The organism is Streptomyces sp. NPDC047917, from assembly GCF_043204345.1.
Lineage (GTDB): Bacteria > Actinomycetota > Actinomycetes > Streptomycetales > Streptomycetaceae > Streptomyces > Streptomyces sanglieri.
Genome location: NZ_JBIDCA010000001.1, coordinates 216,578 through 236,210, shown reverse-complemented (window position 1 = coordinate 236,210; position 19,633 = coordinate 216,578). Strand labels below are relative to the sequence as shown.

Here is a 19,633-nt window from a genome sequence, read left to right as displayed (position 1 = left end):
GGGCGGCGCCCCCGCCGACCGCGGCGAGGGTGTCGCCCCCGCCGCCCGCCCGGGTCTTCTTGCTGTTGTTCGCGCTCACGATCCCGCTCAACCGATCTTCATGTTCTTGTCGATGGTCGTCTGATCGATGTCCGACGTACGCACGGTCAAGGCGACCTTCCAGTTGCCGGCCATCGGGATCTGGACGCCGTCGGCGGTCCAGTGGCCCTCGGTCAGCCGGGCGGGGACGACGGGGAGCGGGCCGATGTCCTTGGACTCCAGGGTGAAGGCGACCTTCACCTCGGGAACGTCCATGGGCTTTCCGTCGCTGCCGTCGACCCAGAGGTGGAGCTCATTGGCGCCGGTACGGGCGGGGGTGATCTCCATGCGCACCGTTCCCCGGCCGTTCTCGCCGCCGGTGTCGAAGGGCAGCTTCATCTCGACCGGGCCGCCGGCTGCCGGGGCGCTCGCCGAGGTCGATGCGCGGGCCGCCTCTTCCTCGGTGCGCGCCGGTTCGGTGGAGGTCAGCACGGTCGTCACCGCCAGCAGTGCCACGGCGACCCCCACTTCCGCCAGCACCGATCGACGCAGCCCGGACCGCTCGGGGTCGGCGTCGCGGATCCGCTTCTTCTCGGCGGTGGCCACGGCGGCCTGCTGCCGGGCGAGCTGGGCCGCCCGTGCGGGGTCCTCGGCCGTGGCCCCGGAGGTGTCCGGAACCTCGGCGCTCTTGGACGTCTCCGTCGTCGAGGTCCCGGCCGGAGTGGTCTCCTCGTCCCGGACCTCCGCCGACGCGGCGCCCCCGCCCGCGATCAGGCGGGCCGTCCACCGCCGCGAGAACCAGGCGATCCCGATCAGGACGGCGACGAGCCCCACCTTCACGAGCAGCAGCTGTCCGTATCCGGTGCCGGTGAGCGCGGACCAGGTGCCGACCTGGCGCCAGGACTGGTAGATCCCGGTCGCGGCGAGCACGATGACGCTGCCGAACGCGATGCCGGAGAAGCGCCGTACCGCCGCCGCGTCGATGCCGGGGGCCCGGTACAGCGCGACCAGCAGGGTGGTGAGACCGCCGAGCCAGGCGGCCACGGCCAGCAGGTGCAGCACGTCGACCGGCATGGCGATGCCGGGCTGGATTCCGGTCGAGGCATGCTCGGCGAGCGCCCACGTACCGGCGATACCGGCGGCGATCACCGTGCCGCCGATGGCCAGCCCGAAAGTGAGGTCCTTCTTCTCGCGCTCGTCCTCGCGCTTGGCGTAGGCGCCGAAGAGCACGGCGATGAAGAGTGCGGAGGCGCCGAGCAGCAGCAGCCGGGAGACGAGCGCGGCGCCGGGCTTGGTGTCGAGCACGGCCTTCAGCCCGTCGAGGTCGAAGGCGTCCGCGAGCTTCCCGGACCCGGTGTACGGACTGCGCAGCAGCAGCATCGCCAGGGTGGCGACGGTGAGGGTCATCCAGCCGCGTACGACCAGGCGTTGCAGCGGACGGGCGCCCGCGCCGCGCTGCCAGCAGGCCAGCACGAAGGCGGAGCCGCCGGCCAGCAGGATGAAACCGGCGTACGCGGCGTAGCGCGCGATGTCGTAGAGGGCGCCGACGAGGCCACCCCCGGCCTGGTCCGTCGGGAGCGCCACGGTGGTCTTCGAGGGGGCTCCGACGGAGAAGGTGAAGGCGCCGGACACGGGGTGGCTGTCCGCGGACACGGCCTGCCAGGCGACGGTGTACGTACCGTCGGGCAGTCCGGCGTGGAGCGAGACCCCGTACTTCACGGTGGAGCCGCTCTGCAGATCACGCGGTGCGGCGCCGGTGTCGGCGCGCTTGCCGTCGGGGTCGAGGATCCGGATGGAGTCGTCGCCGAGGGCGACCTGCTCGGAGAAGGTGAGCGTGACCTCCTTGGGGGCGGTGGCGACCACCGCCCCGTCCTGCGGATCGCTCCCGGTCAGTGCGGCATGCGCGGACGCCGGGCCCGCGCCTCCCAGCAACAGCGCGAACACCGTGCCGACGAGGGCGGCGAGGAGCGCGGCCGCGGCGAGTGGACGGCGTATCGCGGGAGCCGAGGGGGTCGGTCCGAAGTGCGGGGCGGTGGTGGCTGTCATGACGAGTCAGTCCCTCACTGCTTCTTCGGGTTGTGGGTGGTCTCCATCACGGGCAGGTCGACCTCGATCGGGTCGGCCTTCTCGAAGTGCAGCTGCACGGACACCTTCTCGCCCTGCTTGGGCCGCTGCTTGAGCTTCATGAACATGATGTGGTTGCCGCCGCGTTCCAGATCCAGCTCGCCGCCCGCGGGCACGTCGAAGGACGTCACCATGCGCATCGTCTGGTTCTTCGTCTCGTGGATCGTGACGTTGTCGGAGATGGAGCTGGTGACGGAGGTGAGCCGGTCGGACGCGCCGCCGCTGTTCTTCACGACGAGGAAGCCAGCCGCCATGTCGCTGACCGGCTGCGGCATGAACGCGCCGGTCACCTTCAGCTCGGGCCTGTCGTCCGAGGACGAGCAGCCCGCCAGCGTCAGCCCCGCGGTGAGGGCGACGACGCCGGCGAGGGCGGTGCGGCGGTTCACGGGGTCTCCCCCTTGATGATCTTGGGGAGGTCCTTGGTGTAGTCGTCGGGCGAGGTGTCCTCGCTGTAGACGAGGTAGCCCTGGTCGGTCTTCGGGGAGAACGCGATGACCTGGGACCCGTGCATCGAGACGACCGTGCCGTCCTTCTCCTTCTTCGGCGCGTCGATGCCGATGCCGATCTGGCGCGCGCCCGCCTGGATGGTCGGGAAGTCGCCGGTGAGACCGGTGAAGGAGGGGTCCTGCTGCTTGAGCCAGCTGCCCAGCGAGGACGGGGTGTCCCGCTCGGGGTCGGTGGTCACGAAGACGACCTGGAGCTTCTCCTGGTCGGCCTTGGGCAGCGACTTCTTGGCGATGGCGATGTTGCTCATGATGAGCGGACAGACGTCGGGGCAGTTGGTGTAGCCGAAGTAGATCAGCGTCGGCTTGCCCTTGGTCTGCTCGCGCAGGTCGTACTTCTTGCCGTGGGTGTCGGTGAGCACCAGATCCGGCTTGGTGAACGGTTGGTCCAGAGCGGTCGCGGCCTTGGTCTTCGGCTGGACCGACACATCGGCGATGGGCTTCTTGGCGCTGTCTTCGCTGCTGCCGCAGGCGGACAGGGTGAGCGCGGCCGCGGCGACGAACGCCGCGACCAGCACCGTTTTCTTGGGCATGGAGCTCTGATTCCTGGTGGTCGGTGGGACGGGTGGTGCTGTGGATCAGGCGGTGCGGCGGCGGCCGGCGAGGACGCCGAAGGCGACCCCGGCGATGCCGATGACGATGCCGACGATGCCGAGGACACGGGCCGTGGTGTCGCTCGTGGACGAGTCCGAGGCGGCCGTCGTCTGCTTGTCCGCGGCCTCGGCACCGGAGCCGGAGCCCTTGGCGTCGTCGGCGGCACCGTGCCCACCCGTGGCCGGTGCGGTCAGGGCGAGGACCGGCGCGGGGCTCTCCGGCTCCTCGGCGCCCTTCTTCTGCTCCTCGATCCAGCGGACGACTTCCTTGTTGTCGTACGTCTGGATGGCCTTGAACACGAGCTGGTCGGCGTCCTCCGGGAGCTGGCCGATGGAGAGCGGGAACTGCTGGAAGTCGCCGGGGCGGATGCCGCGCTCGTCCTTGTCCCCCGTGGCGGTCCAGGTGACCTTGGAGACGGCCTCGTTGATCTTCTGGCCGTGCATCTCCAGCGGCTTGGCCAGCTTGCTCTTGGTGACCTCGATGTTCCAGCCCGGCACGGCCTGCGGCATGACGGAGGCCAGCGGGTGGTCGGTCGGGAAGTTGACCTCGACCTTGGTCGTCGAGGCGTTGTCGCGCTCGTTGGGGACCTTGAAGTTGACGGTGGCGTAACCGCCCTTGGCGGCCTCGCCCTGCGGCTGCACGCTGACATGCGCGGAGGCCGTACCGGCGAGGATCAGGACGGTGGACGCGGCGACGCCGCCGGCGAGGGCGATGCGGGAAACGTTCATGGCAGGTATCACTCCACGGAAGCACGAGGGAAAGTGGTCCGGCGCGCGGGTGTGCGCCGACATCACGACACCTCTCCCCTCCGAACGGCGGGCATGCGCCGACCGGGTACGGAACAGAGCGGTCCGTGCGCCGGGTGGAGGTGTCGCGTCAGGCTGCGAGTGCGTACGCGAGTGGCGGACCGCGCCTGATCACCAGGTGCTGCAAGGGATCCCCGGTGGCGGGCGCCGGGGCGTCGACCGCCGTACGGAGCGTGCGCGGCCCGGTCGTCGGGCCGCCGGGGAGGCCGGCGCGCAGGGCACCGACCAGAGCGAGCGCGGCGCGCAGCGCGCGCAGCCGGGCTCCGGCGGCGATCTGCTGGGCGCCGTGCGCGGAGAGCCGGACCAGCCGGAACAGGGCGATCTCCCCGCGCCGCAGCAGCCAGCCGGTGGCCACCGCGGCCAGCAGGTGACCGAGGACCATGGGCAGGTCGGGCAGCAGCGCGGCGAGCGCGGCCGGATCCGTGCCGGACGCGGCGGCCACGTGCTGGTGGGCGCCGCCCGACACCGAAGCCGGGTCGATGCCCGCGGTGGTGACGATGCGGTGTGCCTCGGCGGCGCTCAGCTGCGCCGGACCGGCCCCGCACACCAGGCTCGCCGCGAACCGGATCAACGGGTCGTCGCCCGCCGCGGCCTTCGCCGGGGTGCCGTGCGCACCCAGGCCGAACAGGACGTGCAGGGCGATCTGCCCGCCCGCCAGCGCGGCGGCGATGGACGGCAGTGAACGCTCGCGTCCGGCGAGCGGTGCCACCACCGCGGCCATCCCCAGGAATCCGGCGAGCAGGGTCCACCAGGGGACGGGCGCACAGGAGGCCAGGGCGTGACCTGCCGCGGACAGCGCGACACAGACCGCGGCGAACACCGCGGTCCTCAGGAGCCGCAGACCGGCTCCGGCGCGTGCGACCGGCATAGACATGGCCGGGTCATCATCGCACCGAGCCCCCGGCTTCGGTACGGCAGGTCCGGAAGGTCGCCCGCGCGGGTGTGCGCCGGGCATACACGGGTGTACGGAGAGCTGGTATCCGCCGAATGAGCGGTCTCACATCCGGTCCGCGCTTACGAACGGTGCCGCGCGGCAATAGGTATCGGTATGTCGAGCCGCAGCCAGGAGGCTGGAGCATGAGCATCTGGTGGTCCCTCCATTTGCGGCGCGAGGCTGCGAGCGTTCCACTCGCCCGCCGCTTCCTGCTGGGCACCATGGAGACCGCGGGTGTGGACCCGGACATCTCCTTCGATCTGTCGCTCGCGCTCAGCGAGGCCTGTGCGAACGCCGTCGAGCACGGCGGTGACCACGGGGACCAGGAGGACCGGGGCGACCGGTTCGGCACCCGGGACCCGTGGGACGTGTGGGACGAGCTGCCCGGCGCCGCCTCGGCGCAGTACCGGGTCACCGCCTACCTGGACGGCGAGAAGTGCCGCATCGAGGTCGCCGATTCGGGCCCCGGCTTCCCGGCCCGGAGCAACCTCCGCGACTCCGCGGAGCGGTACGAGGACCAGCAGTGGTACGAGCCCCGGCAGTACCCGCCGCTCAGCGCCGAGGACGGGCGGGGACTGTGTCTGATCGAGCAGCTCGCCGACCATGTGCACTTCCGCAACCGCCCCGGCCGCGGTGCCGTCGTCAGCTTCGACAAGGTCCTGAAATGGCGGAAGGACGCCCTGCTCATGGTGTCCTGAGCAGAGCGTCCTGCGACGCGTGGTGATCAGCCCTTGAGCCGGGCCATCCACGCCTCGACCTCGTCGGACCGGCGCGGCAGCTTGTCGGAGAGGTTCCGGTTGCCGTCCTCGGTCACGAGGATGTCGTCCTCGATCCGGACGCCGATGCCCCGATACTCCTCCGGCACGGTCAGATCGTCGGTCTGGAAGTACAGACCGGGCTCGACCGTGAGGCAGACGCCCGGCTCCAGCGTGCCGTTGACGTACGCCTCGGTGCGCGCGGCGGCGCAGTCGTGGACGTCCATGCCGAGCATGTGGCCGGTGCCGTGCAGCGTCCAGCGGCGCTGGAGGCCCAGCTCCAGGACCTCGTCCACGGTCAGGTCGCCCAGCAGGCCCCACTCGACGAGCTTCTCGGTGAGCACCCGCTGCGCGGCGTCGTGGAAGTCGCGGAAGCCGGCGCCGGGCTTGACGGCGGCGATGCCCGCCTCCTGCGCCTCGTACACCGCGTCGTAGATCTTCCGCTGCAGCGGCGTGAACGTGCCGTTGATCGGAAGGGTGCGGGTCACATCGGCGGTGTAGAGGTCGTCGGTCTCCACGCCGGCGTCGAGCAGCAGCAGCTCGCCGGAGCGCACCGGTCCGTCGTTGCGCACCCAGTGCAGGGTGGTGGCGTGCGGGCCGGCCGCGCAGATCGAGCCGTAGCCGATGTCGTTGCCCTCGATGCGGGCACGCAGGAAGAAGGTGCCCTCGATGTAGCGCTCGCTGGTCGCCTCGGCCCGGTCGAGGACCTTGACGACGTCCTCGAAGCCGCGCGCGGTGGCGTCGCAGGCCTTCTCCAGCTCGGAGATCTCGAAGGCGTCCTTGACCAGCCGGGCCTCGGACAGGTGGACGCGCAGTTCCTCGTCGCGCTCCGCGGTGACCTTGTCGGTCAGCGCGGCCTCGATGCCGGCGTCGTGACCGCGGACGTTGCGGACCGGGCCGGTGGCCTCGGTCAGCGCGGCGGGGAGCTCGCGCACGTCCTTCGCGGGGATGCCCAGCAGCTGCTCGGCCTCGGCGAGGGAGTGGCGGCGGCCGACCCACAGCTCGCCCTGGCCGTCGAGCCAGAACTCACCGTTCTCGCGGTTGGAGCGCGGCAGCAGGTGGACGGTCGCCTCGTGACCGTTCTCGGTCGGCTCCAGGACGAGGACGCCGTCCTGGGTCTGGTCACCGGTGAGGTACGCGTACTCGGTGGAGGCGCGGAAGGCGTACTCGGTGTCATTGGAGCGGGTCTTCAGGTTGCCCGCGGGAATGACCAGTCGCTCACCGGGGAAACGCGCGGAGAGCGCGGCGCGGCGGGCGGCCGTGTGTGCGGCCTGGGCGATCGGTTCGAGGCCGTGCAGCTCGGTATCGGCCCAACCGGACTTCATGTTCGCGGCGAGTTCATCGGAGACGCCCGGGTACAGGCCGTTCTTCCGCTGCTTGACCGTCTCTTCTTCCTCGGTCTCCGGGTTCTCCGGGGTGAGCTCCTCAGCCACGATTTGTCTCTCCTTGATACGACACTGGACCCCGACCATCGTACGGGCGTACGGAAGGGGGCACAGGGCCGGAAGACCTGTTACACGGCTGGAGCGTGCGGGGAGCGGGACCCGGTGGCGCTCAGTCGAACCGCGCGGCCAGTACGACCACGTCCTCGGAGCCGCCGTTCCGGTCGCGAGCGCCGCCGCTCCGGTCGGGCCCGTCCGGCAGCACGGTGTGCAGCACATGGTCGGCGACGGCTGAGGCGTCGTGGCGCATCGCCTTGGGTACGGACGCGGCGGCCGAGTGGAGCCGCGCGAACGCCCGGTCCGTCGAGTCGCCGGTGCGGCGCAGCAGCCCGTCGGTGTAGAACAGCACGGTCTCGCCGGGCGCCGGGGTGATCTGCACGCTGGGCGCCTCCCAGCAGGCGAGCATGCCCAGCGGCGCGGAGACCGAGGTCTCGACGAATTCGGTGCGCCGGTCACTGATCACGAGCGGTGGGGCGTGGCCCGCGCCGGCCAGCAGGATCTTGCGCTCGGTCGGCTCGCAGTAGGCGAACAGCGCGGTCGCGGTACGGGCCGGTTCGGTCAGCCGCAGCAGCAGCTCCAGATCGGAGAGCACGGCGACGGGATCCTCGCCCTCCATCACCGCGTACGCCCGCAGACCGGACCGCAGCCGCCCCATGGCGGCCAGCGCGCTCGGCCCGGAGCCGCTCACCGAGCCCACGGCGAGACCGAGCGCCCCCTCGGGCAGGGCGAGCGCGTCGTACCAGTCGCCGCCGCCCCGCGCCGCCCTGCGATGGCGGGCGGCCAGCTGCACGCCGGGGACCCGGGGCAGCCGGCTGGGCAGCAGCTCCTCCGTGAGGGTGGCGACATCGGCCCTGGCCCGCTCCAGTTCCAGCAGCCGGGCCAGGTGCTCGCCGGCGTATCCGGCGTAGAGGCCGACGAGATGGCGCCGGCGTTCCAGGGGTTCGGCGGGTTCGTCGTACAGCCAGACGGCGGCACCGAGCCTGCCGGTCGCCCCGGCGGTGATCGGTACGGCGTAACTGGCGGCGTATCCGAGCCGCGCGGCGACGTCGCGGCGGCGGGCGTCCAGGCCGGGGTCGCCCAGCAGATCGGGGGTGGTCAGCGTGTCCTCGGCGTCCGGGAGCCCTTCCAGGATCCGGCCGTAGGAGGTGGCGGTGCGCGGAACGGTCTCGATCTGTCCGAGCTCGGCGTGGGCGAGGCCGAGGCCGATGGTGCTCACGGGGCCGCGGCGGTCGGACGGTTCGAAGACGACCAGGCCGCGGCGGGCGCCGACCAGGGCGGCTCCGGCGTCCAGCAGTTCGTGGAGGGCGTCGTCGAGCGTGCCGGTTCCGGCCAGCCGCTCGGTGAGTTCGTGCAGCGTGGTGAGGTCGGAGATCCAGCCGGCGAGCCGGTCCTGGATGAAGGCTCCGGGTGCGGAGGTCGCTTCGGACAGAGGCCCGGCAGTGTGCGTTGAAACCGGAACTGTGGGATCGATTCCAGCCACTTTCGGCAGGTGTGGGGCGCTCATGGATTCCGGCTTTCCGACCAGTGCTTTCTGTCGAATAGCATCGCAAACCCCCATGTCATTCTGCGCCGCTATCAGTGCATCCGCATGTACACGTAGCACCACATGTACACGCACAAGTGAGGCGATGTCCAGCATTGTCCCCACGGGATTTATGGTGTCCGGACGGCTGTAAAGTTGGCCAAAAAATGCACCCGAAGGCAACTATTTGCGGTCGACTGGGCGTGCTCGAACAGGGGGTGTTCTCGGGGTGAAGTCCCGGAGGGAGCGTCATTTCGGGCATGCTGGGTACGTAATCGATGAAGGCCAGGGGCAGTTCTGACCGCCCCGGAACCCGGCAGCGGGCCCGGACGTCCTCTCCAGTGACGGCCACGCCCCCACCCCCGAGTGGCGGGGTTTGCACCTCGGCACGGCAGGCGCGATGTGCGCGCCGTTCCTCGCCGCGCTTGTCCGGACCGATCCGTCCGGACCCGTCTCGCACCTGCTCGACTCGGCTCGGCCATGCTCGGTACCGACGTCCCACCCGTACCGCAGATTTGAAGAGCATGTACGCACAGTGAAGTGATGTACACGTACGGCAACTCACACGTGGTGTGATGTGGACCCTCGGCGTTCAACGGAAAGGAACGAGCGCTCATGCGCGAGATCCTCGGAAGGCGACGCAGGCTCCGGCTCCGGCGCAGGGGAAGGCCTGCCCGGCTCGACGCGGCCCTGACCTGTGCCACGGCATGGCGGTGGCCCGTGCTCCCCGGAGTGGGACTGGAGGCGGCCGGCGGTCGCGGTGACCGTGGCCGCGGCTGCGCCTGTCCCGATCCCGAGTGCGCCGTGCCCGGCGCACACCCCTTCGACCCCGGTCTCCTCGCGGCGACCACCGACGAGCGCATGGTGCGCTGGTGGTGGACCAACCGGCCCACCGCCCCGATCCTCCTGGCCACCGGCGGACGTGCCCCGTGCGCGCTGAGCCTGCCGGCCGTGGCCGCCGCCCGGGCGCTGGTCGAGCTGGACCGGATGGGGGTGCGGCTGGGGCCCGTGGTGGCGACGCCGACGCGGTGGTCGCTGATGGTCGCCCCGTACAGCCTGGAACGGCTCGGTGAGCTGCTGCACGCCCAGGACTGGGTGCCCAGCTCGCTGCGTTTCCACGGCGAGGGCGGCTACCTCGTCGTCCCGCCGTCCGAGGTGGGGGCGGGGCAGGTGCGCTGGGAGCGGGCCCCGGCATCGGACGAGCCGTGGCTGCCGGACGTGGGGACGGTGCTGGACGCGCTGGTCGAGGCGAGCAGCGGCGCCCCGGACGGCGGCAGCCGGCTCGCGTACTGACGGGGCGGGGCGCCGGGCATCGAGGTGCCGGGGTATCGGGCGCCGAGGCGTCGGGGTGCCGAGCTGCCAGGGCGTCGGGGTGCCGGGGCGTCGGGGTGAGTCGCGTCGGCCCCGGCTTTCCGTCCGGATATCCGGCGGGCCGTCAGATACTCATGTGAAGCCGACGGATGAGGCCCGGCGATATCCGGGTGGCCGGATTCCTGGTGATGTATGCGGCCGGCCAGGTCTATGCCACGCAATTGCAAAGTCCGCGGGGCCCGCCGTCGCAAAGACCGACGGCGGAAGGCTTTCTGATGGCCTTTCCGGAACGCCCCGGACCGGAAAGCTCGAATATTCATTCGAGTGTTTCTGGTGTGACCGGAGGTGACAGTGGTATTTGTGGAGATCGTCCGCCCCTGGAATCCACCGCCGGTATCCGTCTCCGGTATTCGGCGCCGGTGCCCGGCATCTGTCCGAGACCGATCGGTCCTCGCGGGGGCTCGTCCCTCCCGTGCCGCCGGTCCGTACGTGCGCAGACCCGTGGCCGGCAAGGCGGGGCGTGGGGGTGCGTCGGCGTGGGAGCGGCCGCAGGCGCGGGGCGTGAACCGTGTGCTCGATGAGCCGGGGCGTATCGACGAGGGGTTTCTGCGCGGGCTCGTGCGCCGCGGTGCGCGCTGTGCGCCGTACCCGGAAATGAGGATGCCCGATCGCTGGCGACGGGGGATGCACCAGCGACCGGGCTTCTAGAACGGTAACAAGAGATCTGCCGTTCGCAAATTCGATCTCGCGTATTCGGACAGGGATTTACCTGTCAGTACGGGGAGTTGTGACGCGAGTCACCTACCGGGCCGGTCGGGCCCGGGGCTCGTCACCGTCAGCTGAGAGTCACCTGGCGGTTGGTGAGTCCACCGCGCGCCCGTCGCTCTTCCGCGGTGAGCGGTGCGTCCGAGGCGAGTGCCTCGGTCAGCCGCTCCGCGAACTCCGCCGCGGGCTTCTCGCACTCCTCGGCCCCCATCGCGCTCGGCAGGTCCCAGACCGGGACCATCAGCCCGTGCGCCCGGAAGGAGCCGACCAGCCTGGTGCCCTCGCCCAGCGAGGAGGCGCCGGCGGCGTGCAGCCGGGCGAGCGCGTCGAGCAGCTGCTCCTCGGCGTGCGGCATGATCCAGCGGAGGTGGTTCTTCTCCGGGGTCTCGCACCAGTAGGCGGCGTCCACACCGGCGAGCCGCGTCGTCGGGATCGCCGCCCCGTTCGCGCGCTCCAGGGAGGCGGACACCTCGGGCGCGGCGTTCTCCGCGTCCGGAACCCAGAACTCGAAGCCGGAGTGGACGGCGGGCTCGAACGCCGCGGCCGGGTCGAGCACGTCCTGCAGCCGCGGACCGTCGGCCGGCACGCGCTGCGCGGCCACGGGCGAACCGGGCTCGGCGGTCAGTGCCCGCAGCAGGGTGTCCGCGAGGTCACGGCTGAGGTCGCCGGACGGGGTGTCGTTCTGCAGGGCGAGCAGCACCGAGCCGTCGTCGCGACGGAGCGCCGGCCAGGCCATCGGCAGGACGGTCGCGAGCGTCACCGAGGGCACGCCCTCGGGCAGCCCGTCCTTCAGCGCCAGCGCCACCGTGGCGGCGGGCACCAGTTCGCGCAGCGCGACCCAGTCGCACTCGCCGGCCAGCCCCTCGAACGGGCGGTGGACGAGCTCGGTCACGGCCTGGGCGGCGGCGCGGCCGTGACACGCCTTGTAGCGGCGGCCCGAACCGCACGGGCAGGGCTCGCGAGCCCCGACCACCGGGATCTCGCCGTCCTTGAGTTGCTGCTTCCCGGCCTTGGTCTGAGGGCGCTTCTTGGCCATGGTGGGCTTTCTCCCGATTGCGACAGTGCGGTCTGGGCCGCGAGCCTAGCCGTCCCTGTCGCGTCCGGGACACACGCGCCCGCGCGCCCATGGGTCCGCCGGCGCCGGCATCAGCGCCGGAGCGGATGACGGAGGAGGCGGCGGAGCGAGTGACGGAGCGAGTGGCGGAACGTCAGCCCACGTCGTCGAAGGCGTCCGCGAATTCCAGCGCGTCGAGCCCCGAAACGGCGGCTCCCGAAACGGTGGCCCCTGAAACGGCAGGCCCCGAGATGTTCCGCCCCGAGATGCCTGGCCCGGACGTCACCGGCCCCCCGGGCCGCTGCCCGTGTCCCTCGTTGACCAGGACCCAGACGGTCACTTCACCGGACGAGCTGTCGCGTACGCCCCACTCGTCGGCCAGCGCGCTGATGATGTTGAGCCCGCGGCCGCCACGCGCCGTGACCGACGGAGTGGCCGGAATCGGACGCGTCGGACCGCCGCCGTCCGTCACTTCGACGGTCAGCCCGCCCTTTCTGTCGACGCGCCATGCGGCGCGGACGTCGCCGTCACCCACATCCGTGTGCCGGCCCAGTGGCCTGCCGTGCCGGCAGGCATTGCTGAGCAGTTCGGAAAGAATCAGTACTGCATCGTCGACGACCGAATCCGACACCCCGTGACTGCGCAACTGCTCGCGCATCCGGTGCCGCGCCTGGCCCACGCCCGCAGGGCCATGGGGTACGGCCATGCTCGACGACGTGGGCACTTCCTGTGCCACCACCAACGCCACCCCCGAGACCTCCTTTGCCCCACGCCACGGAGTGGATGCCCCCCTGGACTGGACCGGAAACCGGCCAATGGACTGCCAGTGACGCACTCGTAACGATCGAATACGGTTCGAATGCGCCGGTGCACTCCGTGTGACTGGTGCTAGGAACGTCCGAGTTGTGCCAGAACCTGCTTCGGGCGGTTCGTGATGATCGCCTCGATGCCGAGATCGACGCAGCGTTCGACGTCCTCCGGCTCGTTCACCGTCCAGACGTGCACGCGGTGCCCCGCGCGGTGCAGTCGCTCGATGTAGCCGGGGTGATTGCGTACGATCCGCATCCCCGGCCCGGCGATGCGCGCCCCGGCGGGCAGCCGCCCGTCGCGCAGCCGCGGCGAGAGGAACTGCATCAGATACACGGTGGGCAGCGTGGGGGCCGCGGCCTGGACGCGGTACAGCGAGCGGGCCGAGAAGCTCATGACGCGTACCGGCGACGGGCCGTCGACCGGGGGCGTGTCGAGCTCGAAGTGCTTCAGCAGCTGCAACAGCCGCTCCTCGACCTGGCCCGCCCAGCGGGTGGGGTGCTTGGTCTCGACGGCCAGGTGGAGCGGGCGCCCGGCGGCCCGGGTCTCGACGACGAGTTCGAGCAGCCGCTCCAGGGTCAGCACGGAGGTGAGTTCACCCGGCACCGGGTCCCAGTCCGGGGACTCCGACTCCTCGCGGTCCTTCCAGGAGCCGAAATCGAGGGCCGCGAGCTCGGCGAGCTCCAGGGCCGAGACGGCGCCGCGGCCGTTGGAGGTGCGGTTCACCCGGCGGTCGTGCACGCATACGAGGTGACCGTCGGCGGTGAGCCGTACGTCGCACTCCAGGGCGTCGGCACCGTCCTCGATCGCCTTCCGGTACGCGGCGAGGGTGTGCTCGGGCGCGTCGTCGGACGCGCCCCGGTGAGCGACGACCTGGATGGGGCGGTCCGTGGGCTGCTGTCGTGCGTGGGTCACCGCGTCATCGTGTCACCGTCGGGCGACCGCTGTGCGCACGTTGCGCGACGGAAGCGCGTACCCCGGGGGCGCGGCCGCGGCGCACCCTGCGGTGCGTCTTGCACGGGGGGACCGTTTTGACCGATGTAAAGATTGGTGTGCGGATGCACAGGTCCTGCTTACAGTGGCCTGACGTGCCTTGGGAAAAGCTGTTACGGGACACGTACACAGCGGATCTCTTGCCGAAATTGATGTGGAACCGAGGAGTAAAGAGCTGTGAGCACAGAGAACGAGGGCAACGAGGGCACTGCGGCCGAGGCCGTTCCGTCCGTTCCGTCCGCACCTCCAGTGCCGGCCGACGCTCCTCAGGGGTCGCCCGGGAGCGCGCCCGGGTCCGCCCCCGTGGCCGGACAGCCCGCCGCGCCTCCCCACGAGCCGCACACGCCTCCCCCCAACCCCCACGCACCGCAGTCGGCCGCCGATGCCAATTGGCCGCCCCCGCCCCCGCCCGCCGTGCCCGCGTACGCCTCCCACGGTGCGGGCGCCGGCGGCCCGGCCTGGGGCGCGCCTCAGCCGTACGCCCCCGAAGCCCCGCGCAGACGCGGCATGGGCGGCCTCGTGGCGGCGGTGGCGGCCGCGGCGCTGATCGCCGGTGGCATCGGCGGCGGCATCGGCTACTGGGCGGCCGACCGCAACGGCTCCGGCTCGACCACGGTCTCGGCGTCGGCCAACCCGCAGGACCTCAAGCGCGACCCGGGTACGGTCGCGGGCGTGGCGTCCAAGGCGCTGCCCAGCGTGGTCACCATCGACGCGCAGGGCGGCGACGGCGAGGGCGGCACGGGCACCGGCTTCGTGTACGACAAGGAAGGCCACATCCTCACCAACAACCACGTGGTGGCCTCCGCGGCGGACAGCGGTCAGCTCACGGCGACGTTCTCCGACGGCAAGAAGTACGGCGCCGAGGTGGTCGGCCGGGCGAAGGGCTACGACGTCGCCGTGCTGAAGCTGAAGAACCCGCCGTCGGGGCTCACCCCGCTGTCCCTCGGCAACTCGGACCAGGTCGCGGTCGGCGATTCCACGATCGCGATCGGCGCCCCGTTCGGCCTGTCCAACACGGTCACCACGGGCATCATCAGCGCGAAGAACCGCCCGGTCGCCTCCGGTGACGGCTCCAGCGGCAGCAACTCGTACATGAGCGCCCTGCAGACCGACGCCTCGATCAACCCGGGCAACTCCGGCGGCCCGCTGCTCGATGCGCGCGGTGCGGTCATCGGCATCAACTCCGCGATCCAGTCGACCGGCAGCAGCGTCGGTCAGACCCAGGCGGGCTCCATCGGCCTCGGCTTCGCGATCCCGATCAACCAGGCGACGAACGTCGCCCAGCAGCTGATCAAGACCGGCAAGCCGGTCTACCCGGTGATCGGTGCCACGGTCGCCATGGACGAGAAGACCGGCGGCGCGGTCATCTCCGACCAGGGGGTGGGCGGTACGGAGGCTGTGTCGAAGGACGGCCCCGCGGACCGGGCCGGCCTCAAGGCGGGCGATGTCATCACGAAGTTCAACGACACCGCGATCGACAGCGGCCCGACCCTGATCGGCGAGATCTGGACCCACAAGCCCGGCGACCGGGTGACGCTGACCTACACGCGCGACGGCAGGACGGACACGGCCGAGGTCACCCTCGGCGAGCGCAACGGCGACAGCTGACCGGGGGCGGCCCTGCGCCGTACCACCCTCCGGTACGGCGGTACGGCCGTCCGTCGGCCGCCGGCCCCGGCAGCAGGTACCGGACGCCGGTACGTGCCTCAGCAGGTACCCGACGCCGGTACCTGCTGAGGCACGTACACCCGGAATCAATGAGCCGGTACGCTGTAGGCGCTCCGTCGCAGGTGGCCGGAGCAGGGGTGGGTTGCCCGAGCGGCCTAAGGGAACGGTCTTGAAAACCGTCGTGGCAGCGATGTCACCGTGGGTTCAAATCCCACACCCACCGCAGTGGTTGAGAGCCTCCGACCAGCAACATCGGTCGGAGGCTCTCCCGTTCCGGTCCGGCTGTGGTGCGGCTGTCCACCGGGCCGGCAGGGTCGCCATCGGTGCTTCTGGTCCGGTCGGTACACCCGGGCGGTGCTCATGGGGCGCTTCTGGGGCGCTTCTGAGGCGGCTCCTGGAGGCCGTGCGCTGCCGTCGTCGAACGCTGCCGTCGTCGTGAGCTGCCGTCGCCGAGCGCTCGCGCGCCCGGGCCCCAACTGAACCGTCCCGTCCCGCCTCGGCCCGGCACCGGCGGGGCGTGCCTTGCACGGGAACCCGCACCGGCGAGGCGTGCATTGCATGGCAACCCGGCACCGACGAGACGTACCCCGCACGGCGGCCCGGCATCGGCGAGACGTTCCCCGCGGGGCAGTTGGGCTCCGGAGCCTCGGCAAAACATGACCTACGGGTCTGAAACCGGCCACGGACGGTTCCGGACGGAGTGCGGGAGTTCGCGGGCCGTGGGGGCCGGGGGACGTTTATCCGCGGGATGTTCGCTGATCAGGGGCGTAGTCGTGGTGACGGGGGCGGACGATCGGGCGGCACGGGTGGATACCAGCCAATTACGTACCGGGCACTGGCCGAGAGTGAAGATTTTTGTCGCATGATGTGCCACCACACAGCGCTGCGTACTACTAGATTGTCAAAGCACCACGGGACCGATCATGGTCTGCCCTTCATCGTTCATCAGCTGTCATTCGGCAGCCAGTCACCACGTAGAACCCTGGTGAACACCATGTCCAGGCAGGCTTTCGGTCCGTTCCACCGCGCACGGCCGGGCTGACAGTGCTGGACGGTCGCGACGTTCGCAGTAGTACCTGACCTGATCCGGTTGTCCGGAGATCCCCACGTCCCCGGCCGAGAGTATGAGGCACGTTCTGTGAAGGTTCGTACGAGGCGGTCGGCCACCCTGCTCTCCGGGGGAGTGGCGGTGGTGCTGGTGCTGACGGGTTGCGGCTCCGAGGACCAGATCTGGCCTTTCGAGAGCAAGGACACGATGGTCGTCGGCATGTCCGACGGCATCCTGGCGACCGATCCGGCCGCGGGGTACGACCCCGGCTCCTGGCTGCTGTTCAACAACGTCTTCCAGTCGCTGCTGAGTTTCCCGCCCGGGGGTTCCATCCCGGTGCCGGAGGCCGCCGAGGAGTGCGGCTTCTCCGACGGCAGCAGGACCTACACCTGCACGTTGCGCGACGGGCTGAAGTTCAGCAACGGCAACAGCCTCACCTCGGCGGACGTCAAGTACTCCTTCGACCGGGCGATCAGGATCAACGACCCGGCGGGCCCCGCACCGCTGCTCTCCACCATCTCGTCGATCAGGACCCCGGACGACAAGACCGTCATATTCCGCCTCAAGGTGCCGGACGCGACATTCCCGAGCAAGATCGCATCGGGTGCCGGCTCCATCGTGGACCGCCAGGTCTATCCCAAGGACAGTCTGCTCGAAGGCGGCAAGACGGTCGGTTCCGGTCCTTACAAGCTGGATTCCATAGACAAGTCGAAAGCCGTCTTCTCGGTCTATTCCGGCTATCACGGAACCGCCGAGGTGAAGAACTCCGGCGTGACGATGAAGCTCTTCCAGGGGAACCAGCAGGCGCTCAAGACGGCTCTGGAGAAGGACGAGGTCGACATCGCGTATCGCGGCCTCACCGCCAAGACGATCGCCGCGCTCGACACTTCGCCCTCCGCGGAGAAGGACGGCCTCGACGTCGTCCAGGGCAGCAGCGCGGAAGTCCAGCACATGGTCTTCAACGTCAAGGACCCGGTGGTCGGCAAGCTCGCCGTACGCAAGGCCATCGCCTATCTCGTGGACCGTTACGCCCTGGTCAGCGAGGTCTACCAGTCCACGGCGACACCGCTCTACTCGATCGTCCCGGTCGGCGTCACCGGACACGGCAACTCCTTCTTCAACACGTACGGCGACAGCCCGCAGCCGCAGAAGGCGAAGGACACCCTGAGGGAGTCCGGCATCACCGACAAGGTGAAGCTCACCCTCTGGTCCACGCCGAGCCGTTACGGACCGGCCACCGACGACGAACTGCAGACCATCGCCGATCAGCTGAACAAGAGCGGTCTGTTCGAGGCCGGGATGAAGTCCGTCCCGTTCGACCAGTACGAAAAGGGCATCGCCGACGGAAAGTTCGGCATCTACGTCAAGGGCTGGGTGCCCGACTATCCCGACCCCGACAACTTCACCCAGCCGTTCTTCGGCGACGGGAATGTTCTGTCGAACAATTACGAGAACGGCGAAATAACCAAGCGGATCATCCCGCAGACCTCGTCCATGACCGACCGCGCGAGCACCCGGTCGTCGTTCATCAAGCTCCAGGACATCGTGGCGCGTCAGCTGCCGCTCCTGCCGCTCTGGCAGGGGAAGCAGTACGCGGTCGCCAACGAGAACGTCCGGGGCCTGCAGAACTGTCTGGACACGTCCACCGTCTTCCGGTTCTGGGAGCTCAGCACCGCGTCCTGATGCCGGATCGGGCGGGGCGGCACCGGATCGGGCGGGTCAACACCCGGACAGGCGGGCCGCGGACGCGATGGTGGCGCGGGCCTCGCGTTCGGTGAGGCCGGTAAGGACGGCGGCCCGGGTGAGGGCGTCCGCCAGGGCGTCGCCGTACCCGTCTTCGTAGGCGCGGCAGGCCGCCCAGAAGAGCCGTGTGTTGCGCCGGCCCTCGCGTGCCGCGAGGACGAAGCGGACCAGCCCGCGCCCCCGGTCCGGGTCCTCCGTGCTGTGCCGGCGGCGCGCCGGGGGTGTGAGCAGGCGCAGCAGCGCGCGGGGGCAGGGCGCCGGAGGCAGCCCGGCGGTACCCGGGGCGAGCCGGTAGCGGCCGTGCCGGGTGACCGAGCCGGGGCCCACCAGATAGCCACCGGTGCCCCGGATGTCGATGCCGGGGGCGAGGCGGCTCGCGGAGTTCGGTACGGGGACGCCGGGCGGGCCGGTCAGCCAGAGGTGCCGTCCGCCGCTCGGGGTGAGGACGGTGACGGTCGGCGGGATCGTGAACAGGTGGTGCAGGGCCAGCCGGCGCAGCGATACGGCGGAGTCGCCCTCGCCCGCGGGGGCGACGTCCAGGTCGATGCCGATGAGGTGGTGCGGCGGCCGGCCGCAGGCGATGCCGTAGCCGGTGGCCCAGGGGGCGGCGGCGAAGAGGGCCCGTACGGCCACGGGATCCGTGGTGGCGTCGTGGACGCCGTGCCCGGGAAGGCCGCACGCGCCCCGGCAGGGCGGCCGGCGGTCGTCGTTCCGGTGCGGGGAGGGCAGCGCGGGGAGCTTGCGGGCGGTCAGCGGGATGACGGGGAGCCCGCGCTCGGCGGCGGAGAGCGCATGGGCGAGGGCCAGGGTGGCGGTCTGCCGGTCAGTGATGGCCATGACTCTATTTTCGTTCAGGTGTTCGAAAAGAGGAAGGGGGCGTGGCGGCGGCGGGCCGGACGCCGAAACGCTCCTTCTCTTGGAGGGTGCGGGGCCGGGCGTCCCGGCGGCCGCCCCTCGGTGCCCCGGCGGGGCGCAGGCGGTGGTGAGCTGGGGTTTTTGGGGCGCGCAAAGGTTTATCGGCGCTTCCTCACGCCTGCGGGGGAATCGGGCCGCATGGGTGGTTCGCCTGGGATCCGGTGGGCAACTCTGGTGTCGCGACGTCGTGACCAACACCGGGGTGGTCGGCCAACTGCCTCGGAACAAGCCGTACTTCCGGTTCCTGGAGGAATTGACATGGCAAGCATCCGTACCGCTCGTGCCCTCGCCGCTGTTGCCGCCCTGCCCCTCGCCGCCGCGCTCTTCGGTGGTATGGCCCAGGCCGACAGCGGCTCGTTCGCGAACGACGGATCGAACGCGGCCGTCGCGACGGTCGTCGGCAGCGGTGTCGGCGGCAACAACTCCGGCAACTCGTCCACGTCCCAGCAGCAGGCCGTCGGCGCCGGGGCGTCGAACCAGAGCAACTCCGCGCAGGTGAACGGCTCCGGATTCACCGTGGTCGACCAGGACAACGACAACGTCGCGGTGAACTTCACCAACCTCTGGTGAGCCGTGGCCGGTCATGGGCCGGTCGGGGGGTCGGGCCAGGGTCGGCAGGACATGCAGCGGT

Annotated in this window: 16 protein-coding genes and 1 tRNA gene; 6 read left to right on the top strand and 11 right to left on the bottom strand. The window is 70.7% G+C overall.

The annotated features are described in order from the left end of the window. Window positions 1-87: 87 nt before the first annotated feature. From ACGF8B_RS01000 to ACGF8B_RS00980, 5 genes are all read right to left on the bottom strand, one after another. Entirely contained in the window at window positions 88-2,064 is a 1,977-nt protein-coding gene (locus ACGF8B_RS01000; protein WP_392733593.1) for a copper resistance CopC/CopD family protein, read from the bottom strand. Window positions 2,065-2,078: 14 nt separating this feature from the next. Next, window positions 2,079-2,528 carry a copper chaperone PCu(A)C gene (locus ACGF8B_RS00995; protein WP_392733590.1) on the bottom strand — a complete coding sequence of 150 codons (450 nt, stop codon included), beginning with the start codon at window positions 2,526-2,528 and terminating at the stop codon, window positions 2,079-2,081. Further along, complete coding sequence (locus ACGF8B_RS00990; RefSeq protein WP_392733588.1) at window positions 2,525-3,178, bottom strand: SCO family protein; 654 nt, start codon at window positions 3,176-3,178, stop codon at window positions 2,525-2,527. The genes ACGF8B_RS00995 and ACGF8B_RS00990 overlap by 4 nt, the downstream gene beginning before the upstream one ends. A 45-nt stretch (window positions 3,179-3,223) precedes the next feature. Beyond that, window positions 3,224-3,967, bottom strand: coding sequence for a YcnI family protein (locus tag ACGF8B_RS00985; protein ID WP_392733586.1), 744 nt, complete (start codon window positions 3,965-3,967; stop codon window positions 3,224-3,226). A 148-nt stretch (window positions 3,968-4,115) separates the two neighbouring features. Continuing rightward, the gene (locus ACGF8B_RS00980) at window positions 4,116-4,919 is read right to left on the bottom strand and encodes a hypothetical protein (protein ID WP_392733584.1); all 804 of its coding nucleotides are present in this window, start codon (window positions 4,917-4,919) and stop codon (window positions 4,116-4,118) included. A 203-nt stretch (window positions 4,920-5,122) separates the two neighbouring features. Here ACGF8B_RS00980 and ACGF8B_RS00975 point away from each other — a divergent pair, with 203 nt between their 5' ends. After that, entirely contained in the window at window positions 5,123-5,677 is a 555-nt protein-coding gene (locus ACGF8B_RS00975) for an ATP-binding protein (protein ID WP_392733582.1), read from the top strand. A 26-nt stretch (window positions 5,678-5,703) separates the two neighbouring features. Here the strand turns inward: ACGF8B_RS00975 and ACGF8B_RS00970 are convergent, their stop codons facing one another. Next, the gene (locus tag ACGF8B_RS00970) at window positions 5,704-7,167 is read right to left on the bottom strand and encodes an aminopeptidase P family protein (protein WP_392733580.1); all 1,464 of its coding nucleotides are present in this window, start codon (window positions 7,165-7,167) and stop codon (window positions 5,704-5,706) included. Between the two features lie 121 nt (window positions 7,168-7,288). Further along, the gene (locus ACGF8B_RS00965; protein WP_392734433.1) at window positions 7,289-8,815 is read right to left on the bottom strand and encodes a PP2C family protein-serine/threonine phosphatase; all 1,527 of its coding nucleotides are present in this window, start codon (window positions 8,813-8,815) and stop codon (window positions 7,289-7,291) included. 498 nt (window positions 8,816-9,313) lie between these two features. Here ACGF8B_RS00965 and ACGF8B_RS00960 point away from each other — a divergent pair, with 498 nt between their 5' ends. Next, window positions 9,314-9,991 carry a bifunctional DNA primase/polymerase gene (locus tag ACGF8B_RS00960; protein WP_392733578.1) on the top strand — a complete coding sequence of 226 codons (678 nt, stop codon included), beginning with the start codon at window positions 9,314-9,316 and terminating at the stop codon, window positions 9,989-9,991. Between the two features lie 853 nt (window positions 9,992-10,844). Here the strand turns inward: ACGF8B_RS00960 and ACGF8B_RS00955 are convergent. The 3 genes from ACGF8B_RS00955 to ACGF8B_RS00945 all read right to left on the bottom strand — a co-directional run bounded on the left by ACGF8B_RS00955 (window position 10,845) and on the right by ACGF8B_RS00945 (window position 13,550). Further along, window positions 10,845-11,810 (bottom strand): DUF5926 family protein, encoded by a 966-nt coding sequence (locus ACGF8B_RS00955; protein WP_392733576.1) that lies wholly within the window; start codon window positions 11,808-11,810, stop codon window positions 10,845-10,847. A 172-nt stretch (window positions 11,811-11,982) separates the two neighbouring features. Continuing rightward, entirely contained in the window at window positions 11,983-12,663 is a 681-nt protein-coding gene (locus ACGF8B_RS00950) for an ATP-binding protein (protein WP_392733573.1), read from the bottom strand. A gap of 53 nt (window positions 12,664-12,716) precedes the next feature. After that, window positions 12,717-13,550 (bottom strand): glycerophosphodiester phosphodiesterase, encoded by an 834-nt coding sequence (locus tag ACGF8B_RS00945; RefSeq protein ID WP_392733572.1) that lies wholly within the window; start codon window positions 13,548-13,550, stop codon window positions 12,717-12,719. A gap of 255 nt (window positions 13,551-13,805) precedes the next feature. Here ACGF8B_RS00945 and ACGF8B_RS00940 point away from each other — a divergent pair, with 255 nt between their 5' ends. The 3 genes from ACGF8B_RS00940 (at window position 13,806) to ACGF8B_RS00930 (ending at window position 18,027) form a co-directional block, all read left to right on the top strand. Next, on the top strand, window positions 13,806-15,236 hold the full coding sequence (locus tag ACGF8B_RS00940; protein WP_392733570.1) for a S1C family serine protease: 1,431 nt from the start codon (window positions 13,806-13,808) through the stop codon (window positions 15,234-15,236). A gap of 196 nt (window positions 15,237-15,432) precedes the next feature. Continuing rightward, window positions 15,433-15,519: transfer RNA gene (locus tag ACGF8B_RS00935), tRNA-Ser, on the top strand. Between the two features lie 915 nt (window positions 15,520-16,434). After that, complete coding sequence (locus ACGF8B_RS00930) at window positions 16,435-18,027, top strand: ABC transporter substrate-binding protein (RefSeq protein WP_392733568.1); 1,593 nt, start codon at window positions 16,435-16,437, stop codon at window positions 18,025-18,027. Window positions 18,028-18,063: 36 nt separating this feature from the next. Here ACGF8B_RS00930 and ACGF8B_RS00925 read toward each other — a convergent pair whose 3' ends face one another. Beyond that, window positions 18,064-18,924 (bottom strand): bifunctional DNA primase/polymerase, encoded by an 861-nt coding sequence (locus ACGF8B_RS00925; protein WP_392733566.1) that lies wholly within the window; start codon window positions 18,922-18,924, stop codon window positions 18,064-18,066. 336 nt (window positions 18,925-19,260) lie between these two features. On the opposite strand from ACGF8B_RS00925, the gene ACGF8B_RS00920 reads away from it, so the two are divergent. Next, window positions 19,261-19,572: a hypothetical protein gene (locus tag ACGF8B_RS00920; protein WP_392733564.1), complete on the top strand. Its 312-nt coding sequence runs from the start codon at window positions 19,261-19,263 to the stop codon at window positions 19,570-19,572. The last annotated feature ends 61 nt before the right edge of the window (window positions 19,573-19,633 follow it).

What these genes read in the sequence shown, in the direction of transcription:
- ACGF8B_RS00965 (WP_392734433.1), bottom strand. Translation starts at nt 8,815, where the DNA reads ATGCTGGACATCGCCTCACTTGTGCGTGTACATGTGGTGCTACGTGTA.
- ACGF8B_RS00980 (WP_392733584.1), bottom strand. Translation starts at nt 4,919, where the DNA reads ATGTCTATGCCGGTCGCACGCGCCGGAGCCGGTCTGCGGCTCCTGAGG.
- ACGF8B_RS00960 (WP_392733578.1), top strand. Translation starts at nt 9,314, where the DNA reads ATGCGCGAGATCCTCGGAAGGCGACGCAGGCTCCGGCTCCGGCGCAGG.
- ACGF8B_RS00990 (WP_392733588.1), bottom strand. Translation starts at nt 3,178, where the DNA reads ATGCCCAAGAAAACGGTGCTGGTCGCGGCGTTCGTCGCCGCGGCCGCG.
- ACGF8B_RS00955 (WP_392733576.1), bottom strand. Translation starts at nt 11,810, where the DNA reads ATGGCCAAGAAGCGCCCTCAGACCAAGGCCGGGAAGCAGCAACTCAAG.
- ACGF8B_RS00920 (WP_392733564.1), top strand. Translation starts at nt 19,261, where the DNA reads ATGGCAAGCATCCGTACCGCTCGTGCCCTCGCCGCTGTTGCCGCCCTG.
- ACGF8B_RS01000 (WP_392733593.1), bottom strand. Translation starts at nt 2,064, where the DNA reads ATGACAGCCACCACCGCCCCGCACTTCGGACCGACCCCCTCGGCTCCC.
- ACGF8B_RS00925 (WP_392733566.1), bottom strand. Translation starts at nt 18,924, where the DNA reads ATGGCCATCACTGACCGGCAGACCGCCACCCTGGCCCTCGCCCATGCG.
- ACGF8B_RS00975 (WP_392733582.1), top strand. Translation starts at nt 5,123, where the DNA reads ATGAGCATCTGGTGGTCCCTCCATTTGCGGCGCGAGGCTGCGAGCGTT.
- ACGF8B_RS00985 (WP_392733586.1), bottom strand. Translation starts at nt 3,967, where the DNA reads ATGAACGTTTCCCGCATCGCCCTCGCCGGCGGCGTCGCCGCGTCCACC.